The sequence below is a fragment of the Brachybacterium sp. Marseille-Q7125 genome (assembly GCF_023062615.1).
Classification (GTDB): domain Bacteria; phylum Actinomycetota; class Actinomycetes; order Actinomycetales; family Dermabacteraceae; genus Brachybacterium.
This window is the reverse complement of record NZ_JALLAL010000004.1, coordinates 39,660-57,866: the sequence shown is the minus strand read 5'-3', so window position 1 is coordinate 57,866 and position 18,207 is coordinate 39,660. Positions and strand designations below refer to the sequence as shown.

The following is an 18,207-nucleotide window of genomic DNA, read 5'->3' as shown; positions in this document are numbered from 1 at the left end:
GCTTTCCATGGCCACGCAGTGCTGTCCGTCGCCATGCGGCAGCGTCGTGCGGTGCTGGCGGAGGCTGTCGGCGCATTGAATCCGTTAGCACGTCGAGGCTCCCGATGTGGGGAGATCCGCGGCGTTTTGCACTGTGGCAGTGCTCTCTTTACAGTGGACAGCGATGCCGCGGGTCACCGTCGACCCGCCGTAAGGGGAAAGGGACCAGATGACCATCGTGGGAACCTCCATCGATGCCGACTCCAGCTGGGCCACGCGAGGGGCGTGCGTCTCGATGGATCCAGACCACTTCTTCGTCCAGGGGACCGAGCAGAACGCCGTCAAAGCCGCCTGCACCAGCTGCCCCGTGCGCACTGAGTGCTTGGCCGACGCCCTGGACAACCGGGTGGACTACGGCGTGTGGGGCGGCATGACCGAGCGTGAACGTCGTCGGCTGCTGCGCCGCAACCCCGACGTCACCGACTGGCGGGCGGCGCTCACGGAGGCCTCCCGTCAGGTGGTCGGCGCCGGGGCGCGATCCGGCGCATGATGTCCCCTCCGCGCGGCGGTAGGCTCCTGTCATGAGCACTGTGACCCGTTGGGAGTATCTGACCGTCCCCCTGCTGATCCACGCGACCAAGCAGATCCTCGACAACTACGGCGATGAGGGCTGGGAGCTTGTCCAGGTGGTGCCGGGCCCGAACCCGGAGAACCTGGTCGCCTACCTCAAGCGTCCCCGCAGCGAGGCCTGAACGATGAGCGAGCAGAGCACCGAGACCACTCCCGCGCCCCAGCATTCCGCCAGCCCGCGCACCCGCGCGCGACTGACCGAGCTCGGGCTGAGCCTGCCCACCGTCGCCGCGCCCGTGGCGTCCTATGTTCCGGCCGTGCTCAGCGGCTCCCACGTCCACACCTCCGGGCAGCTGCCCTTCGTGGACGGCGAGCTGCCGCAGCGCGGCAAGGTCGGCGCCGAGGTGACCGAGGAGCAGGCGAAGCAGCTGGCCGCCACGTGCTGCCTCAACGCCCTGGCGGCGATCGAGGCACTGATCGGAGACCTGGACCGCATCGCCAAGGTCGTCAAGCTGACGGGCTATGTGGCCTCCGCCCCGGATTTCACCGCCCAGCCCGGTGTCATCAACGGCGCCAGCGAACTGCTGGGCAGCCTGTTCGGTTCTGCCGGGCAGCATGCTCGCTCCGCCGTGGGTGTCGCGGTGCTGCCGCTGGACTCGCCCGTAGAGGTGGACCTCCTGGTCGAGCTGCACACCCCGCTGACCCCCTGAGCGCCGTGCCGGAGGAGCCGCTGCGGGACCCCGAGGCCCCGCCGGTCGAGCTGATCGCGGTCCGGGCCGACAACCCCGGGCCGATGACGCTCACGGGGACCGTCTCCTATGTCGTCCGCGACGATGACGACTCCTGGGTGGTGGACCCCGGCCCCCGGGACCCCGAGCACCTGGCCGAGCTGCTGCTGTGCTGCGAGGGCACCCATCCCCGTGGGGTTCTGGTCACCCACCATCACGAGGACCACGCCGCCGGAGCGGCGGCGCTCGCCCGCCGACTCGGAGCACGCAGCGGCCACACGGTGCCGCTATGGGCCGCCGATCAGCAGCGGGTCGCGGGATCCGATCCGCTGCCCTCCCAGCTGATCGGCGCGCACGGCGCCGTCGGCCACATCATCCACACCCCCGGGCACACCGCTGACTCCGTGTGCGTGCTGCTCGACGGCGGGCGCCTGCTCAGCGGCGACACCTTGCTCGGCGGCTCCTCCACCGTGCTGATCCCTGAGCACGGGGGCTCGGTCGCGGAGCATCTGCAGAGCCTCGCGATCCTGCGCGCCATGACGATCGACGGGCGCATCGGTTCGATCCACCCCGGCCACGGGCCCGCGATCGAGGGCCCGCACGAGGTGGTCGAGGTGCTCGAACAGCAGATCGCCCACCGCCGCGAGCGGATCGACCAGGTGCGCCGGGCCCGTTCCGCCGGCGTGCTGACCCTGGACCGTCTGCTGCGCGTCGTCTACGGGCCGGACCTCGCCGAGGAGCTGCATGAGCCCGCCCGCCACACGCTGCGGGCGATCCTCGCGCACCTGACCGAGGGTGGCTGAGCACCCGTCGGCCGCTCCTGAACCCTAGGCAACGAAACGCCCCCGTCGAGACAGCTCGGCGGGGGCGTTCTGATCGGGCAGGGTCAGCGTGCGCGGCGGCGCAGACGCTCCACGTCCAGGATCAGCACGGCGCGGGCCTCCAGGCGGATCCAGCCGCGCGAGGCGAAGTCCGCCAGAGCCTTGTTCACGGTCTCGCGGGAGGCGCCCACCAGCTGGGCCAGCTCCTCCTGGGTGAGGCCGTGAGCCACCATCACGCCGTCATCGGTCTGGCGGCCGAAGCGCTGTGCCAGGTCCAGCACGTTCTTGGCCACGCGGCCGGGGACGTCGGCGAACACCAGATCCGCGAGGGACTCGTTGGTCTTGCGCAGACGCCGGGCGAGCGAGGCCAGCAGGTGACGGGCCACCTCGGGGCGCTGGGCCAGGACCCGGTACAGATCCTGCTGGCTCAGCGAGTACAGGGTCGACTCGGCCACCACGGTGGCGGTCGCATTGCGCGGGGCCGGATCGAACAGGGACAGCTCGCCGAGGGTCTCGCCGGGGCCCAGGACCGCCAGCAGATTCTCGCGCCCATCCCCGGAGGCATGGCCCACCTTCACCTTGCCCGAGCCGATGATGAACAGCCGATCCCCCGGATCACCCTCCCGGAAGATCACCGCGCTGCGGTGGTAGTCCTCCTGCTTCATCGACGCCAGCACGGCCTGCTTGCCGTCCTCGTCGAGCGCGGCGAACAGGGGCGACGACCGTACGATGTTCTCGTCCACGGAACCTCCTGGATGCGGGGCCCCGATGCGCGGGGCCGTGTGCGGTGCGGCTGTGACCGGGACCACCGCACCCGGTGGTGACGATCACATGATGGAAGCACCCTACCGCGCCTGGGCCCCGATCACCCGCGACTGCCCGCCCGGAAGGAGCATCGGCATGTCCGAGACCGCCGCCCGTGAGCCCGCGCGCCGCGCCGGTGCCGCCGCCGATCCTGCGGAGGTGGCGCGCCGCCTCGCCGCGGAGCATCCGGACGCCCGCACCGAGCTGGACCATCACGATGCCTTCGAACTCCTGGTCGCGACGGTCCTGTCCGCCCAGACCACCGATGTGCGCGTCAACCAGGTGACCCCCGAGCTGTTCTCCCGCTGGCCGGGCCCCGCCGCACTCGCCGGTGCCGAGGAGGGCGACGTCGCTGCGGTGCTGCGGCCGCTCGGGATGGGACCTACGCGGGCCCGGCGCGTGATCGGCCTCGCCCGCGGTCTCCTGACCGCGCACGACGGGCAGGTGCCCGATGACCAGACGGCCCTCGAAGCCCTGCCCGGGGTGGGCCGCAAGACCGCCCATGTGGTGCGCGGCGCCTGGTTCGGCCACTCGCTGCTCGCGGTGGACACCCACGTCGGCCGCCTCGCCCGGCGCCTGGGCTGGAGCGAACGCACCGATCCGCGGCACGTGGAGCAGGACGTCACGCAGCGCCTGCAGGCCCGGGGCACCGGCGCCGACGCCGAGAACCTCACGGTGCTGGGGCTGCGGCTGATCCTGCACGGGCGTCGCGTGTGCGCAGCCCGCGCGCCGCGCTGCGGCACCTGCGTGCTCGCGGATCTCTGCCCGAGCGCGGGGGAGCAGGCGTGAGGCGGGCGCAGCCCCCCGTCGGCCCCGATACGGTGCCCGCTTACCTGCACCCCCTGGCCACCCGGGCCGCCCGCGGGGAGGTACTGCTGGATCGGGCAGGCACGCGAGAGCAGCTGCCACCCGCGCGCGACGTGCGGCGCAGCGCCGTGCTGATCCACCTCGCGGGAGAGTCCGCAGCGCACGCGCATCTGCTGCTCGAGGAGCGCGGGCATCAGCTGCGCTCCCAGCCGGGCCAGTTCGCCCTGCCCGGCGGTGGCGTCGAGCCGGACGATCACGACGTGGTGCACACGGCGTTGCGGGAAGCGCAGGAGGAGACGGGGCTCGACCCATCGGACGCCAAGGTGCTGGGGGCCTTCGCGCCGATCCCCATGCCGTGGCGTGCGCAGGAGGTCACGCCCGTGCTCAGCTGGTCCCCGCAGATCCCGACGCTCGGCCCGCATGACCCGGTCGAGGTGGAACGCCTGGTGTGGGCGCCGCTGGTGGGCGGGGCGTCCCTGACCGACCCGGCGCGGCATGCGCGCGGGCGACTGGACGGCCGGGACGTGGGGCCGGTGTTCGACCTGCCCGGCGATGCGTTCATCTGGGGTTTCACCGCGATGATCCTCGAGCAGGTGCTCGCCGGGGTGGGGCTCGAGGTGGTCGGCGGGAACGTGCCGCTGCGGGACATCCCACCCGGTCGTCGACGCCGCTGAGCAGGATCGACGGAGGGCGCGCGGTGGTGCCCATCACCTCCCCTCCGAGGGCCCGCCGCGGCGTGGGGACCGCACGATAGACTCACCCGATGCCGGGAGCCCCCGGCCCCGCAGCAGATAAAGGAATGGGATCCAGGTGCCACGCGGCAAGGTGAAGTTCTACGACGCCGAGAAGGGCTTCGGCTTCATCCTCGACGAGGAGGACGGCCAGAGCGTCTACGTGCACGCCACGAACCTCCCCGACGGGGTGACCACGCTGCGTCCGGGCACGCGCGTGGACTTCGACATGGTCGACGGTCGGCGCGGCCCCCAGGTGCTGTCCCTGCAGCTGGTGGACCCGGTGCCCTCGATCTCCCGTGCCCGCCGCGCCAAGCCCGAGGACATGGCCGGCATGGTCGAGGACCTCATCCGTCTGCTGGATGACGCCTCCAACGGGCTGCGCAAGGGCCGCTACCCCGACCGCGGGCACTCCCAGAAGATCGCCACCGTGCTGCGCGCCGTCGCGGACAACTTCGAGGCCTGAGACATGACGTCACCGTCCACCACCACGCGCCGCCGCACCGCCCGGCCCAAGCTCGACCAGATCGCCGCGGAGGCCGTGGAGCTGGCCCGCGAGGCGCTCGCGGAGGTCACCGAGCCCGGCCAGGTTGGTGAGCATCTGCGCGCCGAGGCGAGCGCTGACCGGCTGGTCACGCACGTCTTCGAATGCACCATGCCCGGGTATCGCGGCTGGTCGTGGGTGGTGGTGCTGGCCCGCGCGCCCCGCGCGAAGGTCGCGACGGTGGCGGAGACCGCGCTGCTGCCGGGCGAGGACGCGATCCTCGCCCCCGAGTGGGAGCCCTGGTCGGAGCGTCTGCGCCCCGATGATGTGGGGGTCGATGACCTCCTGCCCTACCGCGAATATGACCCGCGGCTCGAGCACGGCTATGAGTCCACCGGCGAAGAGGACGAGGATCGCGTAGCTCAGTGGGAGCTGGGCCTGGGGCGCGTGCGCGTGCTATCCCCGGAGGGGCGCGGCGACGCCGCCGAACGCTGGCTCGAGGGCGACTTCGGCCCCCGGCCCACCTCACGTCGCGGCCGCAAGGGCACCGTCCCCGCGCACTGCACCAGCTGCGGATTCTTCACCCAGCTCGCCGGGTCGCTGCGCGGACAGTTCGGCGTGTGCACCAATGAGTGGTCCCCGGCCGATGGGCGCGTGGTCCACCTGCAGTATGGTTGCGGGGCGCACTCCGAGACCGGGCGCGAGGAATCCATGGGCCGCGAGATCCCCCGCAGCGAGGGCGTGATCGTGGACGAGCTGGAGGTGGAGTTCCAGCAGAAACCCGCGGCGCAGGATCAGCCGACCGAGCCCGCGGCGGACGATGCCAAGGCAGAGGGCGCTGAGCCTGGGCAGGCTGAGCAGCCCGCTGCGCAGGAGCAGCCGCCTGCATCCGCGGAGCTCCCGGAGGCGGATTCCCCCGAGGACACCACCGAGACGCCCGCCCATCAGGACGAGAAGTCGAAGACCGCGGAGAAGAAGCCTGCGGGCGGCGCGGAGGACAGCGGGGCCGAGTCGGCTGACGGCGCGGACACCCCGGGCGTGGTCTGAGACCCGGGCTTCGGCGCAGCAGTCCTGCCGCGTTCATCTCAGCGCAGCGAGATTGCGATCCGCGCCAGCAGCGCCTCGATCGCCAGCAGCGGCGGGACGTTCCCAGCGATGCGCTCGCGCGCGGTCTGCACCCCATCCAGCAGCCCCAGTGTGACTCGGCCATCCCCGGCCCGGGCCGCCTGATCGATCTCCGGCTCGACCTCGAGGTTCACAAGCTCACCGCCGGTGCCGAGCTGCCGACCCAGCACATCGCGCAGCACCGAATGCGCATCCAGCAGGTAGCGGTCCAGCACATCGCGCACCAGACGGGTCTGGCGACGCTTGGCATCATCCTCGAGCTGCTTGAGCTGGCTGCGTAGCGCCGGCGGCACCTTCCCGTCCTCGATCCCCGCGGAGCGCAGGAACCGCTCCCGCTCTTCCGCAGCGACCTGGTCGGCGTGCTCCTTCGCCTCCGCGGTCGCGCGGTCCACGAGTTCCTGCGCGGCGAGCACCGCCTGCCCCGCCGAGCGCAGCCCCAGCAGTGTGCGGGCGGACTGCTCGCGCGCCGCGAGCGCCCCCTCCTGGGTGGCGTAGCGCAGCGCGAGCCCGATATGCCCCTGCGCGGCCCGGGCCGCCCGCAGCGCCAGCTGCTCCTCTACCCCGTCGCGGCGACGCAGCAGCTCAGCCACCACATCGGCCCCCGGGACCGTGAGGGTCACCAGGCGGCAGCGGGAACGGATCGTGGGGGCCAGATCCTCCGCCGACGGGGCGCACAGCATCCACACCGTCGACGGCGGCGGCTCCTCGATCGACTTCAGCAGCACGTTGAAGGTGCCCGGGCTCATGCGGTCCGCGTCTTCGACGATCAGCACCCGATGCCGACCCGTCGCAGGGGCGCGCTGCGCGGTCATCACCAGCGCTCGCACCTCCTCCTTCGCGATCGACAGCTTGTCGGTCGCGACCACGGTGACATCCGGGTGCGTGCCCGCCAGCACGGTGCGGCAGGCCGCGCAGGCCCCGCAGCCGGTTCGGTGCTCGCACTGCAGCGTGGCGGCGAAGGCCCGCGCGGCGGTGGAGCGGCCGGAACCGGGCGGCCCGGTGACCAGCCACGCCTGGGCGAGCGACCCCTCCGGGGAGGCGGCCCGTCGGAACTGCGCGACCGCCGCCTCCTGGCCCACCACATCGGCCCACACCCCCTCGAGGGGCGGGGCCGGGTGGGTGGTGGTCCCCGTGCTCATTCCTCGTCCCGGTGGCGCGGCGGCTCCGCGGGCTCGAAGGTGGGGTCGAACAGGGCCAGCACCTCGGCGACGCCCTCGAGCACCTGGGCGTGCACCTCCTCGCGCGGTAGCGTCCCATCGATCACCCGGAACCTTCCGGGGTCCCTCCGGGCGAGCTCGAGGAACTCCTCGCGCACCGCCTCATGGAACTCCAGGCCCGCCTCCTCGAGGCGGTCGCGGCCCTCCGGGCTGCGGCGCTCATCGAGTGTGCGCGGCGGTACATCCAGCAGGATCGTCCGATGCGGCAGCAGCCCACCCACCGCCCAGTGCGACAGCGAGCCGATGTCCTCGGGCTCCAGATCCCGCCCGGCGCCCTGGTAGGCGATCGAGGAATCCAGGTAGCGGTCCGAGAGCACGAGGCCGCCGCGCGAGAGGTGGGGGCGCACGACGGTGGCGATGTGATGGGCGCGGTCCGCCGCGTACATCAGCGCTTCGGCGCGCGCATCCACATGCTCGCCATGCAGCAGCAGCTCGCGGATCGCTTCCCCGAGCAGCGTGCCGCCGGGCTCGCGGGTGGTGAGGATCAGATCCTCGGCAACGGAGCGTTCGGTGACCAGGTGATCGTGCAACATCTGCATCTGCGTGGTCTTGCCGGCGCCGTCCCCGCCTTCGAAGGAGATGAACACGCCCCGACGCGGCGGATGCGCGGCCGGGGCGCGCAGCGTGAACGTGGTCTCGTGCGGGCTCATGCCGCCTCCTCCCCGGGGTACACGACGCGAAGGGCGGCGCGGGCCTGATCCATCGTGCGCATCACCGACAGGGTGTCCTCCCAGCGCATGAGTGGTGATTCGAGATCCCCGGCACTGATCCGGCGCGCCGCCTCTGCGATCTCATAGGCCATGCCGTCCCCGAGACCCGCCGGATGCGAGACGGTCGCGCTGCGCCCATCGAGCAGCGTCACGGTGAGATCACCGGGGGCGTAGAACGGCTGAGGGCCCCCGAGTTGGGCGCGGCCCTGCGTGCCCGTGACCACCGCGGTGTTCGCGGTCTGCGCGTGCAGCGTGGTGGCCAGCCGCGCGACGCCCCCGCGGGTGCCGCGCGCGGTGAGCGCCGCGTACGCATCCACGCCGAGCTCTGTGCGCTCGCCGGTGACCTGCAGGTCCGTGAGGTCGCCGAGGATCATCTGGGCAAAGGAGATCGGGTACACGCCCAGGTCCAGCAGCGCGCCGCCGCCCAGCGCCGGATCATGCAGGCGATGCGTCGGATCCATCGGGAACGCCTGCCCGTGATCGGCGGCGACCTCCACGATCTCGCCCAGCACACCCTCGGCGATGACCTGGCGCAGCACGTCGTACTGCGGCAGGAAGCGCGACCACATCGCCTCCATCGCCAGCACCCCGCGCTCGCGCGCCAGGTCCAGCAGCTCCCGGCTCTGCGTCTCGTTCAGCGTGAAAGCCTTCTCCACCAGTACCGGTACCCCCGCCTCGAGCACCGGCCGGGCCAGGTCCCGATGCTGGGCGTGCGGGGAGGCGATGTACACCGCATCGATGCCGCCTGCGGCGAGCATGTCCCAGACCGCATCGAAGGGGCGCTCGATGCCGTGCTTCTCAGCGAAGGCCGCAGCCCGCTCGGCGGAGCGGGAGACCACCGAGACCACGCGGGAGACCGTCGCCCGATGCATCGTGGCGGTGAACTGATCGGCGATATGCCCCGGGGAGATCACCCCCCAGCGCAGGCCCGGCGCTGTCGCCGGATCCGGGATCGTCGTGGCGGGCAGGACGAGGGGCGCTGTCATGTCAGACGGCTCCTCGCGCGGGTCAACGCTCGGGGTCATGCCTCCAATCTACCCAGCGCCCCCGACACCGGGGCGGCGTCGGGGGCGCTGTGCAGAAGGTTCCGCGGGGAGCGGAATCGTGGGGCGGGGAAGGCTGGGGCCTTAACCCTCTGCTCGATTGGTTGATCTCCTACCGCTCGCAAGCTCGCAGTACGTCGATCAACCCTTGACGGAACCCGCCGTCATGCCGCGCACCAGGAAGTTCTGCAGCGCAAAGAACACGATCAGCGGGATCAGCATCGACATGAACGCGCCCGCGGTCAGCAGCTCCGCGCCCTGACCCTGCGTGCCCAGCAGCTGCTGCAGCGCCACGATGATCGTGGTGTTCGAGCCGCCGCCCAGGAACAGACGGGCGATGAGCAGGTCGTTCCACACCCACAGGAACTGCAGCGTCGCGAACGCGGCGATCGCCGGGGCGGACATCGGCGCCACCAGACGCCAGAACGTCTGGTAGTGCGTGGCGCCGTCGATCTTCGCGGACTCGATCACCGAGTACGGCAGACCGCTCATGTAGTTGCGCAGGATGTAGATCGCCAGCGGCATGCCGAAGCCCGTGTGCAGCAGCCACACGGCCACGAACTGTCCCGAGATCCCCAGGCCGCGCGGGCCCAGCAGGTTCAGCAGCGGCTGGAACGCCACCTGGATCGGCACCACCATCAGCGCCACCACCAGCAGGAAGAACAGCTCCTTGGCGGGGAACTTGATGAAGGTGAAGGCGTAGGCGGCAAAGGCCGCGAACATGATCGGCAGCACCGTCGCCGGCACCGCCACCACCACCGAGTTCAGCAGCGTCCCACCCACCGGGGTGTTCTCGAACAGCCGCTGGTAATTATCCAGCGTCCACGAGGCCTCGAACGGATTCAGCAGCGCCGACCACCAGCCGGAGGTCGCTGCATCGGTGCGTGAACGGAAGCTCGTGACCAGCATCCCGAAGGTGGGCAGCGTCCACAGGATCGCCAGCACCACCATCACCACGATCGCCACCGGGGAGCGGCGACGACCGTCCTTCATGCGTCCGACGCTCATCGCTCCTCCTCCAGCTTGCGGTACGAATGGATCTGGTAGAACACCACCGGCATCACCAGCAGCAGCAGTACGACGACCACCGCGGAGGCATGCCCGGCGTTCTGCTCGGTGAACAGCTTGCGGAAGAACAGGTTCGCGATCACGTCGGTGCTGTTGCGGCCATTGGTCATCACGTACACGATGTCGAAGACCTTCAGCACGACGATCAGCACGGTGATGAACACCGCCAGCACCGCCGCGCGCACCTGCGGGAAGATGATCTGCCAGAAGATCCGGAACTCGCCCGCGCCGTCGATCCGCCCGGCCTCCACGGTGTCCTCCGGCACGGCCTTGATCGCCGAGCTCAGCAGCACCATCGCGAAACCTGTCTGCAGCCAGATCAAGATCACCATCAGCAGCAGAGAGTTCAGGCGGAAGTCGCTCATCTGCAGCCAGGTCTGCGGCTCACCGCCGAGCCCCACCACGATGGCGTTGAGCAGACCGGTCTGCTCCGCCCCGGGGGAGCTGTAGGCATAGACCAGACCCCAGATCGTCGAGGCGCCCACGAAGCTGATCGCCATCGGCAGGAAGATGAAGGACTTTGCCGCCTTCTCCCCGGAGGCGGAGAGCTTGTCCGCCAGCACCGCGACCAGCAGACCGAACGCCACGGTGATGATCGGCACCACCAGCACCCACAGCAGGTTGTTCGTCAGCGCCGTCCAGAACCCCTTCGAGGCGAAGATCTCCTGGTAGTTGCGCATCCCCACCCAGGCGGTGGAGTTCTTGTTCGCGAAGGAGTACACGACGGTCTGCACCGTCGGATACACCAGCATCAACCCGATCAGAGAGAACCCCGGCAGCAGGAAGGCGTAGGGGATCAACCCGCGCGCGAACCGGGCGGGCAGACCCTCGATCGCCATGTTCAAGAACCAGAAGAAGACGATCGCTCCGCCGATTCCCACCACCAGGCCCAGCAGGCCGATGAGGATCTGGGAGTGGAAGAACACCTTCGGGTACCACGCGAAGGCGAGGAAGATCGTGCACATCAGGTAGATCGTGCCGATCGCGCCGGCTGCGCCCAGCAGCAGGCGGCCGGGCCGGGCACCGGTGCCCGATGGTGCGGCGGAGCCCGCCTCCGTGCTGGAGGCGGGCTCCTGAACAGCTGTGCTGCCCTCACTCACGCCGGCCACGACTCCTCGACGGCGTCCAGGGCCTCCTGGGAGGTCTTCTCGTCGCCGATCCACTCGTTCATCGCGGTCCAGAAGGAGCCGCCGCCCACCTCACCAGGCATGAGATCCGAGCCGTCGAAGCGGAACACCGCCGCCTCGGAGGCGATCTCCGCCACCTGGCGGGTGATCTCGTCGCTGTAGAGGGAGGTGTCGAAGGTCTGGTGGGGGCTCAGCCAGCCACCGGCCTCGGCCCACTCGGCACCGAAGTCCGCGGAGGTGATGAACTCCATGACCTTCTTGGCCTCATCGTCCTCCTTGTTGAACAGGGCTGCGAGGTCGCCGCCGCCCATGATCGGGTTGCCCTCGGAGTAGCCGCCCTCCCACTGCGGGAGTGCGAACACGCCCACCAGGTTGTCCATATCGGCCTGGATCTCTTCGGGCAGGAAGCCGGTGACGAAGTTGCCCTGACGGTGCAGCATCGCCCGCGGCTCCTCCTCGAACAGCGGCAGAATCGCCTCGGAGAACGCGGTGTTCAGGATGGTCTGGGAGCCGCCCAGCACATTCCCCTCGCCCTTGAGCAGTTCGCCCAGCGCGTCCAGGGACTCCAGGATCTGCGGGTCGTTGAAGGGGATCTCGTGCTTGGTCCACTGGTCGTAGACGTCCGGGCCGTGCATGCGCAGCACGAACTCCTCGAGCCAGTCGGTGCCCACCCAGCCGGTGGCCTGATCGGCGTTCCATGCATCGGACCAGGGGGCGATCCCGCTGTCCTTGATCTCGTCGCCGATCTTCATGAGCTCCTGGAAAGTGGCCGGCTCAGCGTTCCAGCCGCCCTCCTCATAGGCCTTGATGGGGTACCAGACCAGGGACTTCACGGCCAGACGCATCGGGGCGCCGTAGATCGTGCCGTCCTCCGCGGTCGCGGACTCCAGGAACCCGGCGATCAGCGTGGACTTCAGGCCCTCCACGTCCAGGTAGTCCTCGATCGGGGCGATGTGCCCCTCCTGCGCCATCTGCAGCAGCGCACCCGGCTGCGGGAACAGCGCGATATCCGGGGCGTCCCCCGCACCGGCGCGGGTGCGGATGGTGTTCACGAAGTCCTGGTCGGAGGTGTACTCGACGGTGATACCGGATTCCTCGGAGAACGACTTCAGTGCGGCGTTGAAGCCCTCGGCCTCCACACCACCGAAGTTGCCGAGGATGGTGACGGTGCCATCACCGGCGTTGCCGCCAGCGGAGCCACCGCCGCCGCCGTCACCGCCGCCGCCCTCATTCGGGTTCTGCAGGCATCCGGCCAGACCGACAGCAGTGGCGGCCGCAGCGCCGCCCAGCATCGCGCGCCGGGTGGGATTCATTCGCATGGAAATGCTCCTCGCATCGTCTCTGATGAATGGGGTTACCTGCACTCTAACCCTCCGCGCAGGGCCTTCCGGCAACAGGTGACGTACGCCCGGGTCCGATAGAGAAACGTTGTGCCTCCGTGACATCCGACCATTTCGCGGGTTGGCCGCGCGGGTGATCAGCGCGTGACGCTCGCACTCAGCTGGTGGCGTTGGCGTTCAGCTGCTTTTGGTGCTGCTGCGGCGCCGCGTGCTGGTGCGCCGTGCGGGCTTCTTCGCGGGTCCCTTGGCGCGCTTCTCCGCCAGCTTGTCCACCGCGATCTGCTCGGTGATGTCCTCGATCCGCTCGGTGGAGCGCAGCGAGACGTTCGTGGTGCCGTCGGTGATGTACGGGCCGAAGCGGCCGTCCTTGATGACGATGGGCTTGCCCGAGGTGGGATCCGTGCCCAGCTCCTTCAGCGGTGGCTTCGCCGCGGCCCGACCGCGACGCTTTGGCTCCGCGTAGATCTTCAGCGCCTCCTCGAGGGTGATCGTGAAGATCTGCTCCTCGCTGGTCAGGGACCGCGAGTCGGTGCCCTTCTTGAGGTAGGGGCCGTAACGCCCGTTCTGCGCAGTGATCTCGGTGCCGTCGGCGTCGGTGCCCACCACGCGCGGCAGGCTCAGCAGCTTCAGGGCGTCCTCGAGCGTCACCGTCGAGAGCTCCATGGACTTCAGCAGCGAGGCCGTGCGGGGTTTGGGCTGCTTGGTCTTCGGCAGCGGCTTGCCGCTGTCGTCAGTGGCCTCAGGCAGCACCTCGGTGACGTAGGGGCCGTAGCGCCCGTCCTTGGCGACGATGTCGTGGCCGGTGGCCGGGTCGGTGCCCAGCACCTTCCCGTCGTCCTTCGCCCGCTCCAGCAGCTCCTTCGCCCGCTCGACGTCCAGCTCATCGGGCGCCACATCATCGGCGACGTTCGCGCGCTGCGGATCCGCCCCCTCGATCAGCTCACCGTTGGCATCGCGGGCGGGACGCTCGAGGTAGGCGCCGTAGCGGCCCACCCGCAGGCTGATCCCTTCGCCGATATCGATCGAGTTGATGGCCCGGGCGTCGATCTCCCCGAGGTCATCGACCATGGGCTTCAGGCCGATGGGGCCCTCGCTGCCATCGCCGCGGTAGAACTCCTCGAGGTACTCGGCGCGCCCCAGCTCACCGCGCGCCATATGGTCGAGCCTCTGCTCCATCTGCGCGGTGAAGTCATAGTCGATGAAGGTGCCGAAATGCTCCTCCAGCAGGCGCACCACCGCGAACGCCGTCCACGAGGGCACCAGCGCCGTGCCGCGGCGCAACACGTACCCGCGGTCCTGAATGGTCGCGACGGTGGACGCGTAGGTGGAGGGGCGGCCGATGCCGCGCTCCTCGAGGGCCCGCACGAGCGAGGCCTCGGTGTAGCGGGGCGGCGGGGTAGTGGTGTGCCCGTCAGGCGCCAGCTCCCGGGTGTCCAGCTGCTGGCCCTCGCTCATCTGCGGCAGACGCTTGTCGCCGCGCTCGTCCTCGCCGTAGCGGGTGGCATCCCGTCCCTCCTCATAGGCGGCGAGGAAGCCCCGGAACGTGATGACGGTGCCGGAGGCGCGGAACGTCGCGGTGCGCTCGTTGCGCGTAAGGGTCAGCTCCACCGAGGAGGTGGTGCCCTTCGCATCGGCCATCTGGGAGGCGATAGTGCGCTTCCAGATCAGCTCGTACAGGCGAAACTCGTCCCCGGAGAGCTTCCCGGCCACCTCGGCGGGGGTGCGGAAATGATCCCCCGCGGGGCGGATCGCCTCATGCGCCTCCTGCGCGGCCTGGGACTTGTTCTGGTAGTAGCGGGGCTTCTCGGGCACGAACTGGGAGCCGTACAGCTCCGCGGCTTGCGCCCGGGAGGCCCGGATCGCCTCACCGGAGAGCGTCACCGAGTCGGTACGCATATACGTGATGTAGCCGTTCTCGTACAGCGACTGCGCCACCCGCATCGCCTGGCGGGCGCCGAGGTGCAGCTTCCGGCTCGCCTCCTGCTGCAGGGAGGAGGTGGTGAAGGGGGCGGCGGGCCGACGGGTGTACGGCTTGGACTCCAGGCCCGTGACCGTCGCGGGGGCGTCCTCGAGCGCGGTCACAAGCTCACGGGTCGACGCCTCGGTGAGCACCGTCGCGTTCTTCGCCTTGGGCTTGAGGGTGCCGTCGTCGGCGAAATCCGAGCCGGTGGCCACCCGGGAGCCATCCACCGTGGCGATGCGGGCGGTGAAGGCGGGGGCATCGGCGCCCGACGCCGGTTCGGCGGCAAACGTGCCGGTCACGTCCCAATAGTCGGCGGGCACGAAGGCCATGCGCTCCCGCTCACGCTCGACCACGAGGCGGGTCGCGACCGACTGCACGCGGCCCGCCGACAGGCTGGGCTTGATCTTGCGCCACAGCACGGGGGAGAGCTCGAAGCCCACCAGGCGATCCAGGATCCGACGGGTCTCCTGCGCATCCACCAGGTGGGTGTCGATGTCGCGGGTGGTGCGCAGCGCCTCGGCAATGGCGTCCTTGGTGATCTCGTGGAAGACCATGCGCTTGACCGGCAGGGACTTCTTGGGCTTCAGCGTCTCCAGCAGATGCCAGGCGATCGCCTCACCCTCGCGGTCCTCATCCGTGGCGAGGTAGAGGGTGTCGGCCTCTTTGAGGGCCTTCTTCAGCTCCGCGACGGTCTTCTTCTTATCGGGGCTGACCACGTAGTACGGGTCGAAACCGGAGTCGACGTCCACCCCGAACTTGCCGTAGGGGCCCTTCTTCATGTCGGCGGGCAGGTCACGGGGGACGGGGATGTCGCGGATATGCCCCACCGAGGCGAGGACCGTGTAGTCATCCCCCAGGTAGCGCGCGATCGTGCGAGCCTTCGCGGGGGACTCGACGATCACCAGATGCCGTCCACCAGTCACGGTGCGTGTTCCTTCCTCGCCGCGCTCAGCGCGGCCCATCAGCTGCGGCCGGGTGCCGCCAGATCACCAGCCGGCCGGGGTGCCCCCGTGCGGCGTCTGCTCACGGTACACGGTCAGCGGGTGCTCGCCGCAGGGACGTCGGCGTGCGCAGGGCGAGCACGAGCGCGAGCCACACCGCGGTGCCGCCACCGATCAGCGCCGTCATGGCATCCACGGCCGCGAGCTGCTGGCTGGGATCATCCAGGTCCAGCGGCAGGCCGAGCCCGATGAACCGCACGACGCCGAGCCCCAGCGCGGCGAGCCCGACAAGGCCCATGAGCACGGTCACGGCGACCTCGAGGACGGTGGTGCGGTCCCTTCCGATGAGCCGCCGTCGGGCCGGGGCGGAGCCGCCCCGGCGCAGGCGCGCACGGGTCACCAGCCCATCCATAGCGAGAGCGAGGAACGTCCAGGCGGCGGCGACGGTGATCGCGCCGATCACGTCACTGGGCCGATGCCAGCCCAGCACGAGGGTGCCGATCCCGGCGGCGAGCGTCCACGCAGCCCCGAGCGGCGCGAGCAGGATCCGGACCCGCCCAGCGGCGAGGACCAGCGCGATCATGGCTGTCGCCGCGAGAGTGGTGTGCCCGGAGGGGAAGGAGTTCGGGGTCACCTCGATGCCCGGGGCGAGGGCCTCGCGGGTGACCACGAGGTGCTTGAGCACCTGGGTGGTGAGGTTCGCACCGAGCACCGCGACACCGAGCGGCAGCAGCAGGGCGGTGCGCCGCCGGATCAGCACCAGCAGCGCCGTGAGCCCCAGCAGCGCGGCGATGACGGGCAGACTCACGGTCTGCACCGCCGCCGGTGCCACCTGCGACAGCAGCCCGTCGTGCTGTGCAGCGCCGGAGAGGATCAGCTGGTCCAGCCGCTGTCCGCTCGGGGTGCCGACCGCGAGACGGGCCAGGGCCATCACGGCGGCGGCGCACAGAACAGCGGCCAGCAGGGACAGCAGCGGCCGGGCGAGGCTCGGGATGCGCGCGGTGGGGCGGGCCGACGGATGCCCGGCGGCCTCGCTCACAGGGTCACCATGCCGGTGATCAGCAGCTCGCGGATCTGGGGCAGAAGCTGGGCCTGGGCGGCGTCCGCATCGGCGTCGGTCAGCGCGCACACCGCTCCGATCACCTGCCCCAGGGTGAGGGTGCCGTCCAGGGCGCCGACGGTCGCGGCGAGCAGCTGGTCCGCGGGGACGGTGCGGGCGAGCCCCGCGCCCTGCACCAGCTCGATGAGCATCGGATCGAACTGCCCGGGAGTGAGGTGGCGGCGCTCGACGACGTCCTCGGCGCGGATGAGGCGGGAGGCCAGCAGCTCCTCATCGCTCAGCGTCGCAAGACGGGCGATCATGTCCTGCCCGGCAGCGAGGTGGGTGGCGAGCGTGCCGCTGCCGGTGCCGGGCACGGTCTCGGTGCGCAGCACGCCACGGCGCGCGGGGGCGGTGTGAGCGCCGGAACGGGCGGTGGGCTGGTCCGCGGACGGGGTAGGGGACTGGGAGTCCTCGGGTCGGTGGAGCAGCAGGTAACCGAAGCCGATGCGCGTCACGTTCCGGGCGGCGAAGTCCTCGAGCCAGGCGGTGATGAGCTCCGCCCAGCGCAGGTCGCGGTCGGTGATACCACCGTCGCGCGCCCAGGTCTCCGCGTACTGGGCAGGGTCCTCGCTCTCGCGCTGGACCACCCACGCATCCACCCCGTCGGCGAGGGCGTGCTGCAGCCAGGCGGTGGGGTGGGCGAAGGGGTCTTCGACGTCGGTGATCTCCCAGTTGCCGAGCATGACGGCGCGCCCGCCGGGGGCCAGGTGGCCGGGCAGGTCCTGCAGCAGCTCGGCCAGCAGCGTGTCCCCGGCGCGGCCGCCATCGCGGTAGGTCCAGGCCCCGGAGGCGTCCTCATCGGCTGTGCGCGGGGTGATGACGAACGGGGGATTGGAGACGATGAGGTCGAAGCGCTCCCCGGCTACAGGCTCGAGCAGCGAGCCGTGCCGCAGGTCGAGGTCGATGCCGTTCAGTGCCGCGGTGAAGGCCGCGTCGGCGAGGGCCCGCTCGGAGAGGTCGGTGGCGGTGACGTGCTTGGCGTGCCGGGAGGCGTGCAGCGCCTGGATGCCGCCGCCGCAGCCCAGATCCAGCACCCGAGTGCTGGGCGTGCGCGGGGTGAGGCGGGCGAGGGTCAGGGAGGCGCCGCCCACGCCGAGCACATGCTCGGGGTGCAGTGCCGCGCCGGTGGCGAGCTCGGAGAGATCCGAGGCGATCCACCAGGTGATCTCCCCGGCATCATCCGTGGCGGAGTAGGGGGAGAGGTCCAGCAGGGGGTGGACGAGCTGGTTCCCGTCGGCCCCGGGGATGGGGCTGGTGCGCGTAGACCCTGTGCCGTCCGAGAGCGGGCCGAGGCGCACGAGCCCGAGCTGCGCGGCGCCCTCGACGCCGAGCTGAGGCAGGGCGGCCTCGACCGCGGGGCGGGGGAGGGCGACCCCGAGGGTGAAGAGCTGCGCGAGCACCGCCGCGGGATCGGTGCTGGTGGCGAGGATCCGCCGGGCGGGCACGGGGTTCTCCCGGCGCAGCGCTCCGAGCGCCACCTCGCCCAGCAGCTCCTCGATCCGTTCGCTCGTGAAACGCGCAGCGGTGAGGTCCGCCCGCAGGGCCGTGATCTGCGTGGGCAGCACGCGTGGGGGAGCGGGAGGCGTGTGGGTGGGCATGGCTACGATTGTGCCCCAGCCGACCGGGCCCGATTGGGTGGCCCGGCAG

Annotated in this window: 18 protein-coding genes; 8 read left to right on the top strand and 10 right to left on the bottom strand. The window is 70.7% G+C overall.

Going from position 1 to position 18,207, the window contains the following annotated elements:
* Positions 1-208: 208 nt before the first annotated feature.
* The 4 genes from MU407_RS02290 to MU407_RS02275 are packed head-to-tail and all read left to right on the top strand — an operon-like array spanning position 209 to position 2,080.
* The gene (locus tag MU407_RS02290; RefSeq protein ID WP_246954974.1) at positions 209-529 is read left to right on the top strand and encodes a WhiB family transcriptional regulator; all 321 of its coding nucleotides are present in this window, start codon (positions 209-211) and stop codon (positions 527-529) included.
* Between the two features lie 40 nt (positions 530-569).
* Positions 570-731 carry a DUF4177 domain-containing protein gene (locus tag MU407_RS02285; RefSeq protein ID WP_348647997.1) on the top strand — a complete coding sequence of 54 codons (162 nt, stop codon included), beginning with the start codon at positions 570-572 and terminating at the stop codon, positions 729-731.
* A gap of 3 nt (positions 732-734) precedes the next feature.
* On the top strand, positions 735-1,259 hold the full coding sequence (locus tag MU407_RS02280; protein WP_246954970.1) for a RidA family protein: 525 nt from the start codon (positions 735-737) through the stop codon (positions 1,257-1,259).
* Between the two features lie 5 nt (positions 1,260-1,264).
* Positions 1,265-2,080, top strand: coding sequence for an MBL fold metallo-hydrolase (locus MU407_RS02275; RefSeq protein ID WP_246954968.1), 816 nt, complete (start codon positions 1,265-1,267; stop codon positions 2,078-2,080).
* 83 nt (positions 2,081-2,163) lie between these two features.
* On the opposite strand, the gene MU407_RS02270 is transcribed toward MU407_RS02275, so the two are convergent.
* Positions 2,164-2,841, bottom strand: coding sequence for a Crp/Fnr family transcriptional regulator (locus MU407_RS02270; RefSeq protein WP_102234837.1), 678 nt, complete (start codon positions 2,839-2,841; stop codon positions 2,164-2,166).
* A gap of 157 nt (positions 2,842-2,998) precedes the next feature.
* Between MU407_RS02270 and nth the strand changes: the two genes are divergently transcribed.
* The 4 genes from nth (at position 2,999) to MU407_RS02250 (ending at position 5,971) form a co-directional block, all read left to right on the top strand.
* A complete protein-coding gene (gene nth, locus MU407_RS02265) occupies positions 2,999-3,691 on the top strand; it encodes an endonuclease III (RefSeq protein ID WP_246954966.1) in 693 nt (230 codons plus the stop codon).
* The gene (locus tag MU407_RS02260; protein ID WP_246954963.1) at positions 3,688-4,383 is read left to right on the top strand and encodes a CoA pyrophosphatase; all 696 of its coding nucleotides are present in this window, start codon (positions 3,688-3,690) and stop codon (positions 4,381-4,383) included. Before nth ends, MU407_RS02260 begins: the two co-directional genes overlap by 4 nt.
* A gap of 136 nt (positions 4,384-4,519) precedes the next feature.
* Positions 4,520-4,906, top strand: a complete 387-nt coding sequence (locus MU407_RS02255) for a cold shock domain-containing protein (RefSeq protein WP_102234836.1) — start codon at positions 4,520-4,522, stop codon at positions 4,904-4,906.
* Positions 4,907-4,909: 3 nt separating this feature from the next.
* Complete coding sequence (locus MU407_RS02250; RefSeq protein ID WP_102234835.1) at positions 4,910-5,971, top strand: DUF3027 domain-containing protein; 1,062 nt, start codon at positions 4,910-4,912, stop codon at positions 5,969-5,971.
* A 38-nt stretch (positions 5,972-6,009) separates the two neighbouring features.
* Here MU407_RS02250 and MU407_RS02245 read toward each other — a convergent pair whose 3' ends face one another.
* The 9 genes from MU407_RS02245 to MU407_RS02205 all read right to left on the bottom strand — a co-directional run bounded on the left by MU407_RS02245 (position 6,010) and on the right by MU407_RS02205 (position 18,158).
* Complete coding sequence (locus MU407_RS02245; protein ID WP_246954961.1) at positions 6,010-7,188, bottom strand: DNA polymerase III subunit delta'; 1,179 nt, start codon at positions 7,186-7,188, stop codon at positions 6,010-6,012.
* Positions 7,185-7,916: a dTMP kinase gene (gene tmk / locus MU407_RS02240; protein ID WP_246954959.1), complete on the bottom strand. Its 732-nt coding sequence runs from the start codon at positions 7,914-7,916 to the stop codon at positions 7,185-7,187. Before tmk ends, MU407_RS02245 begins: the two co-directional genes overlap by 4 nt.
* On the bottom strand, positions 7,913-8,962 hold the full coding sequence (locus MU407_RS02235; protein ID WP_246954957.1) for a Gfo/Idh/MocA family oxidoreductase: 1,050 nt from the start codon (positions 8,960-8,962) through the stop codon (positions 7,913-7,915). The genes tmk and MU407_RS02235 overlap by 4 nt, the downstream gene beginning before the upstream one ends.
* 198 nt (positions 8,963-9,160) lie before the next feature.
* Positions 9,161-10,027, bottom strand: coding sequence for a carbohydrate ABC transporter permease (locus MU407_RS02230; protein WP_102234831.1), 867 nt, complete (start codon positions 10,025-10,027; stop codon positions 9,161-9,163).
* A complete protein-coding gene (locus MU407_RS02225) occupies positions 10,024-11,187 on the bottom strand; it encodes a sugar ABC transporter permease (RefSeq protein ID WP_246954956.1) in 1,164 nt (387 codons plus the stop codon). The genes MU407_RS02230 and MU407_RS02225 overlap by 4 nt, the downstream gene beginning before the upstream one ends.
* Complete coding sequence (locus MU407_RS02220) at positions 11,184-12,533, bottom strand: ABC transporter substrate-binding protein (protein WP_246954954.1); 1,350 nt, start codon at positions 12,531-12,533, stop codon at positions 11,184-11,186. Before MU407_RS02220 ends, MU407_RS02225 begins: the two co-directional genes overlap by 4 nt.
* Positions 12,534-12,731: 198 nt before the next feature.
* Complete coding sequence (gene topA / locus MU407_RS02215) at positions 12,732-15,440, bottom strand: type I DNA topoisomerase (RefSeq protein ID WP_246954952.1); 2,709 nt, start codon at positions 15,438-15,440, stop codon at positions 12,732-12,734.
* 100 nt (positions 15,441-15,540) lie between these two features.
* On the bottom strand, positions 15,541-16,497 hold the full coding sequence (locus tag MU407_RS02210) for a phosphatase PAP2 family protein (protein ID WP_233190562.1): 957 nt from the start codon (positions 16,495-16,497) through the stop codon (positions 15,541-15,543).
* Positions 16,494-18,158, bottom strand: coding sequence for a methyltransferase (locus MU407_RS02205; protein WP_246954950.1), 1,665 nt, complete (start codon positions 18,156-18,158; stop codon positions 16,494-16,496). The genes MU407_RS02210 and MU407_RS02205 overlap by 4 nt, the downstream gene beginning before the upstream one ends.
* Positions 18,159-18,207: the final 49 nt, after the last annotated feature.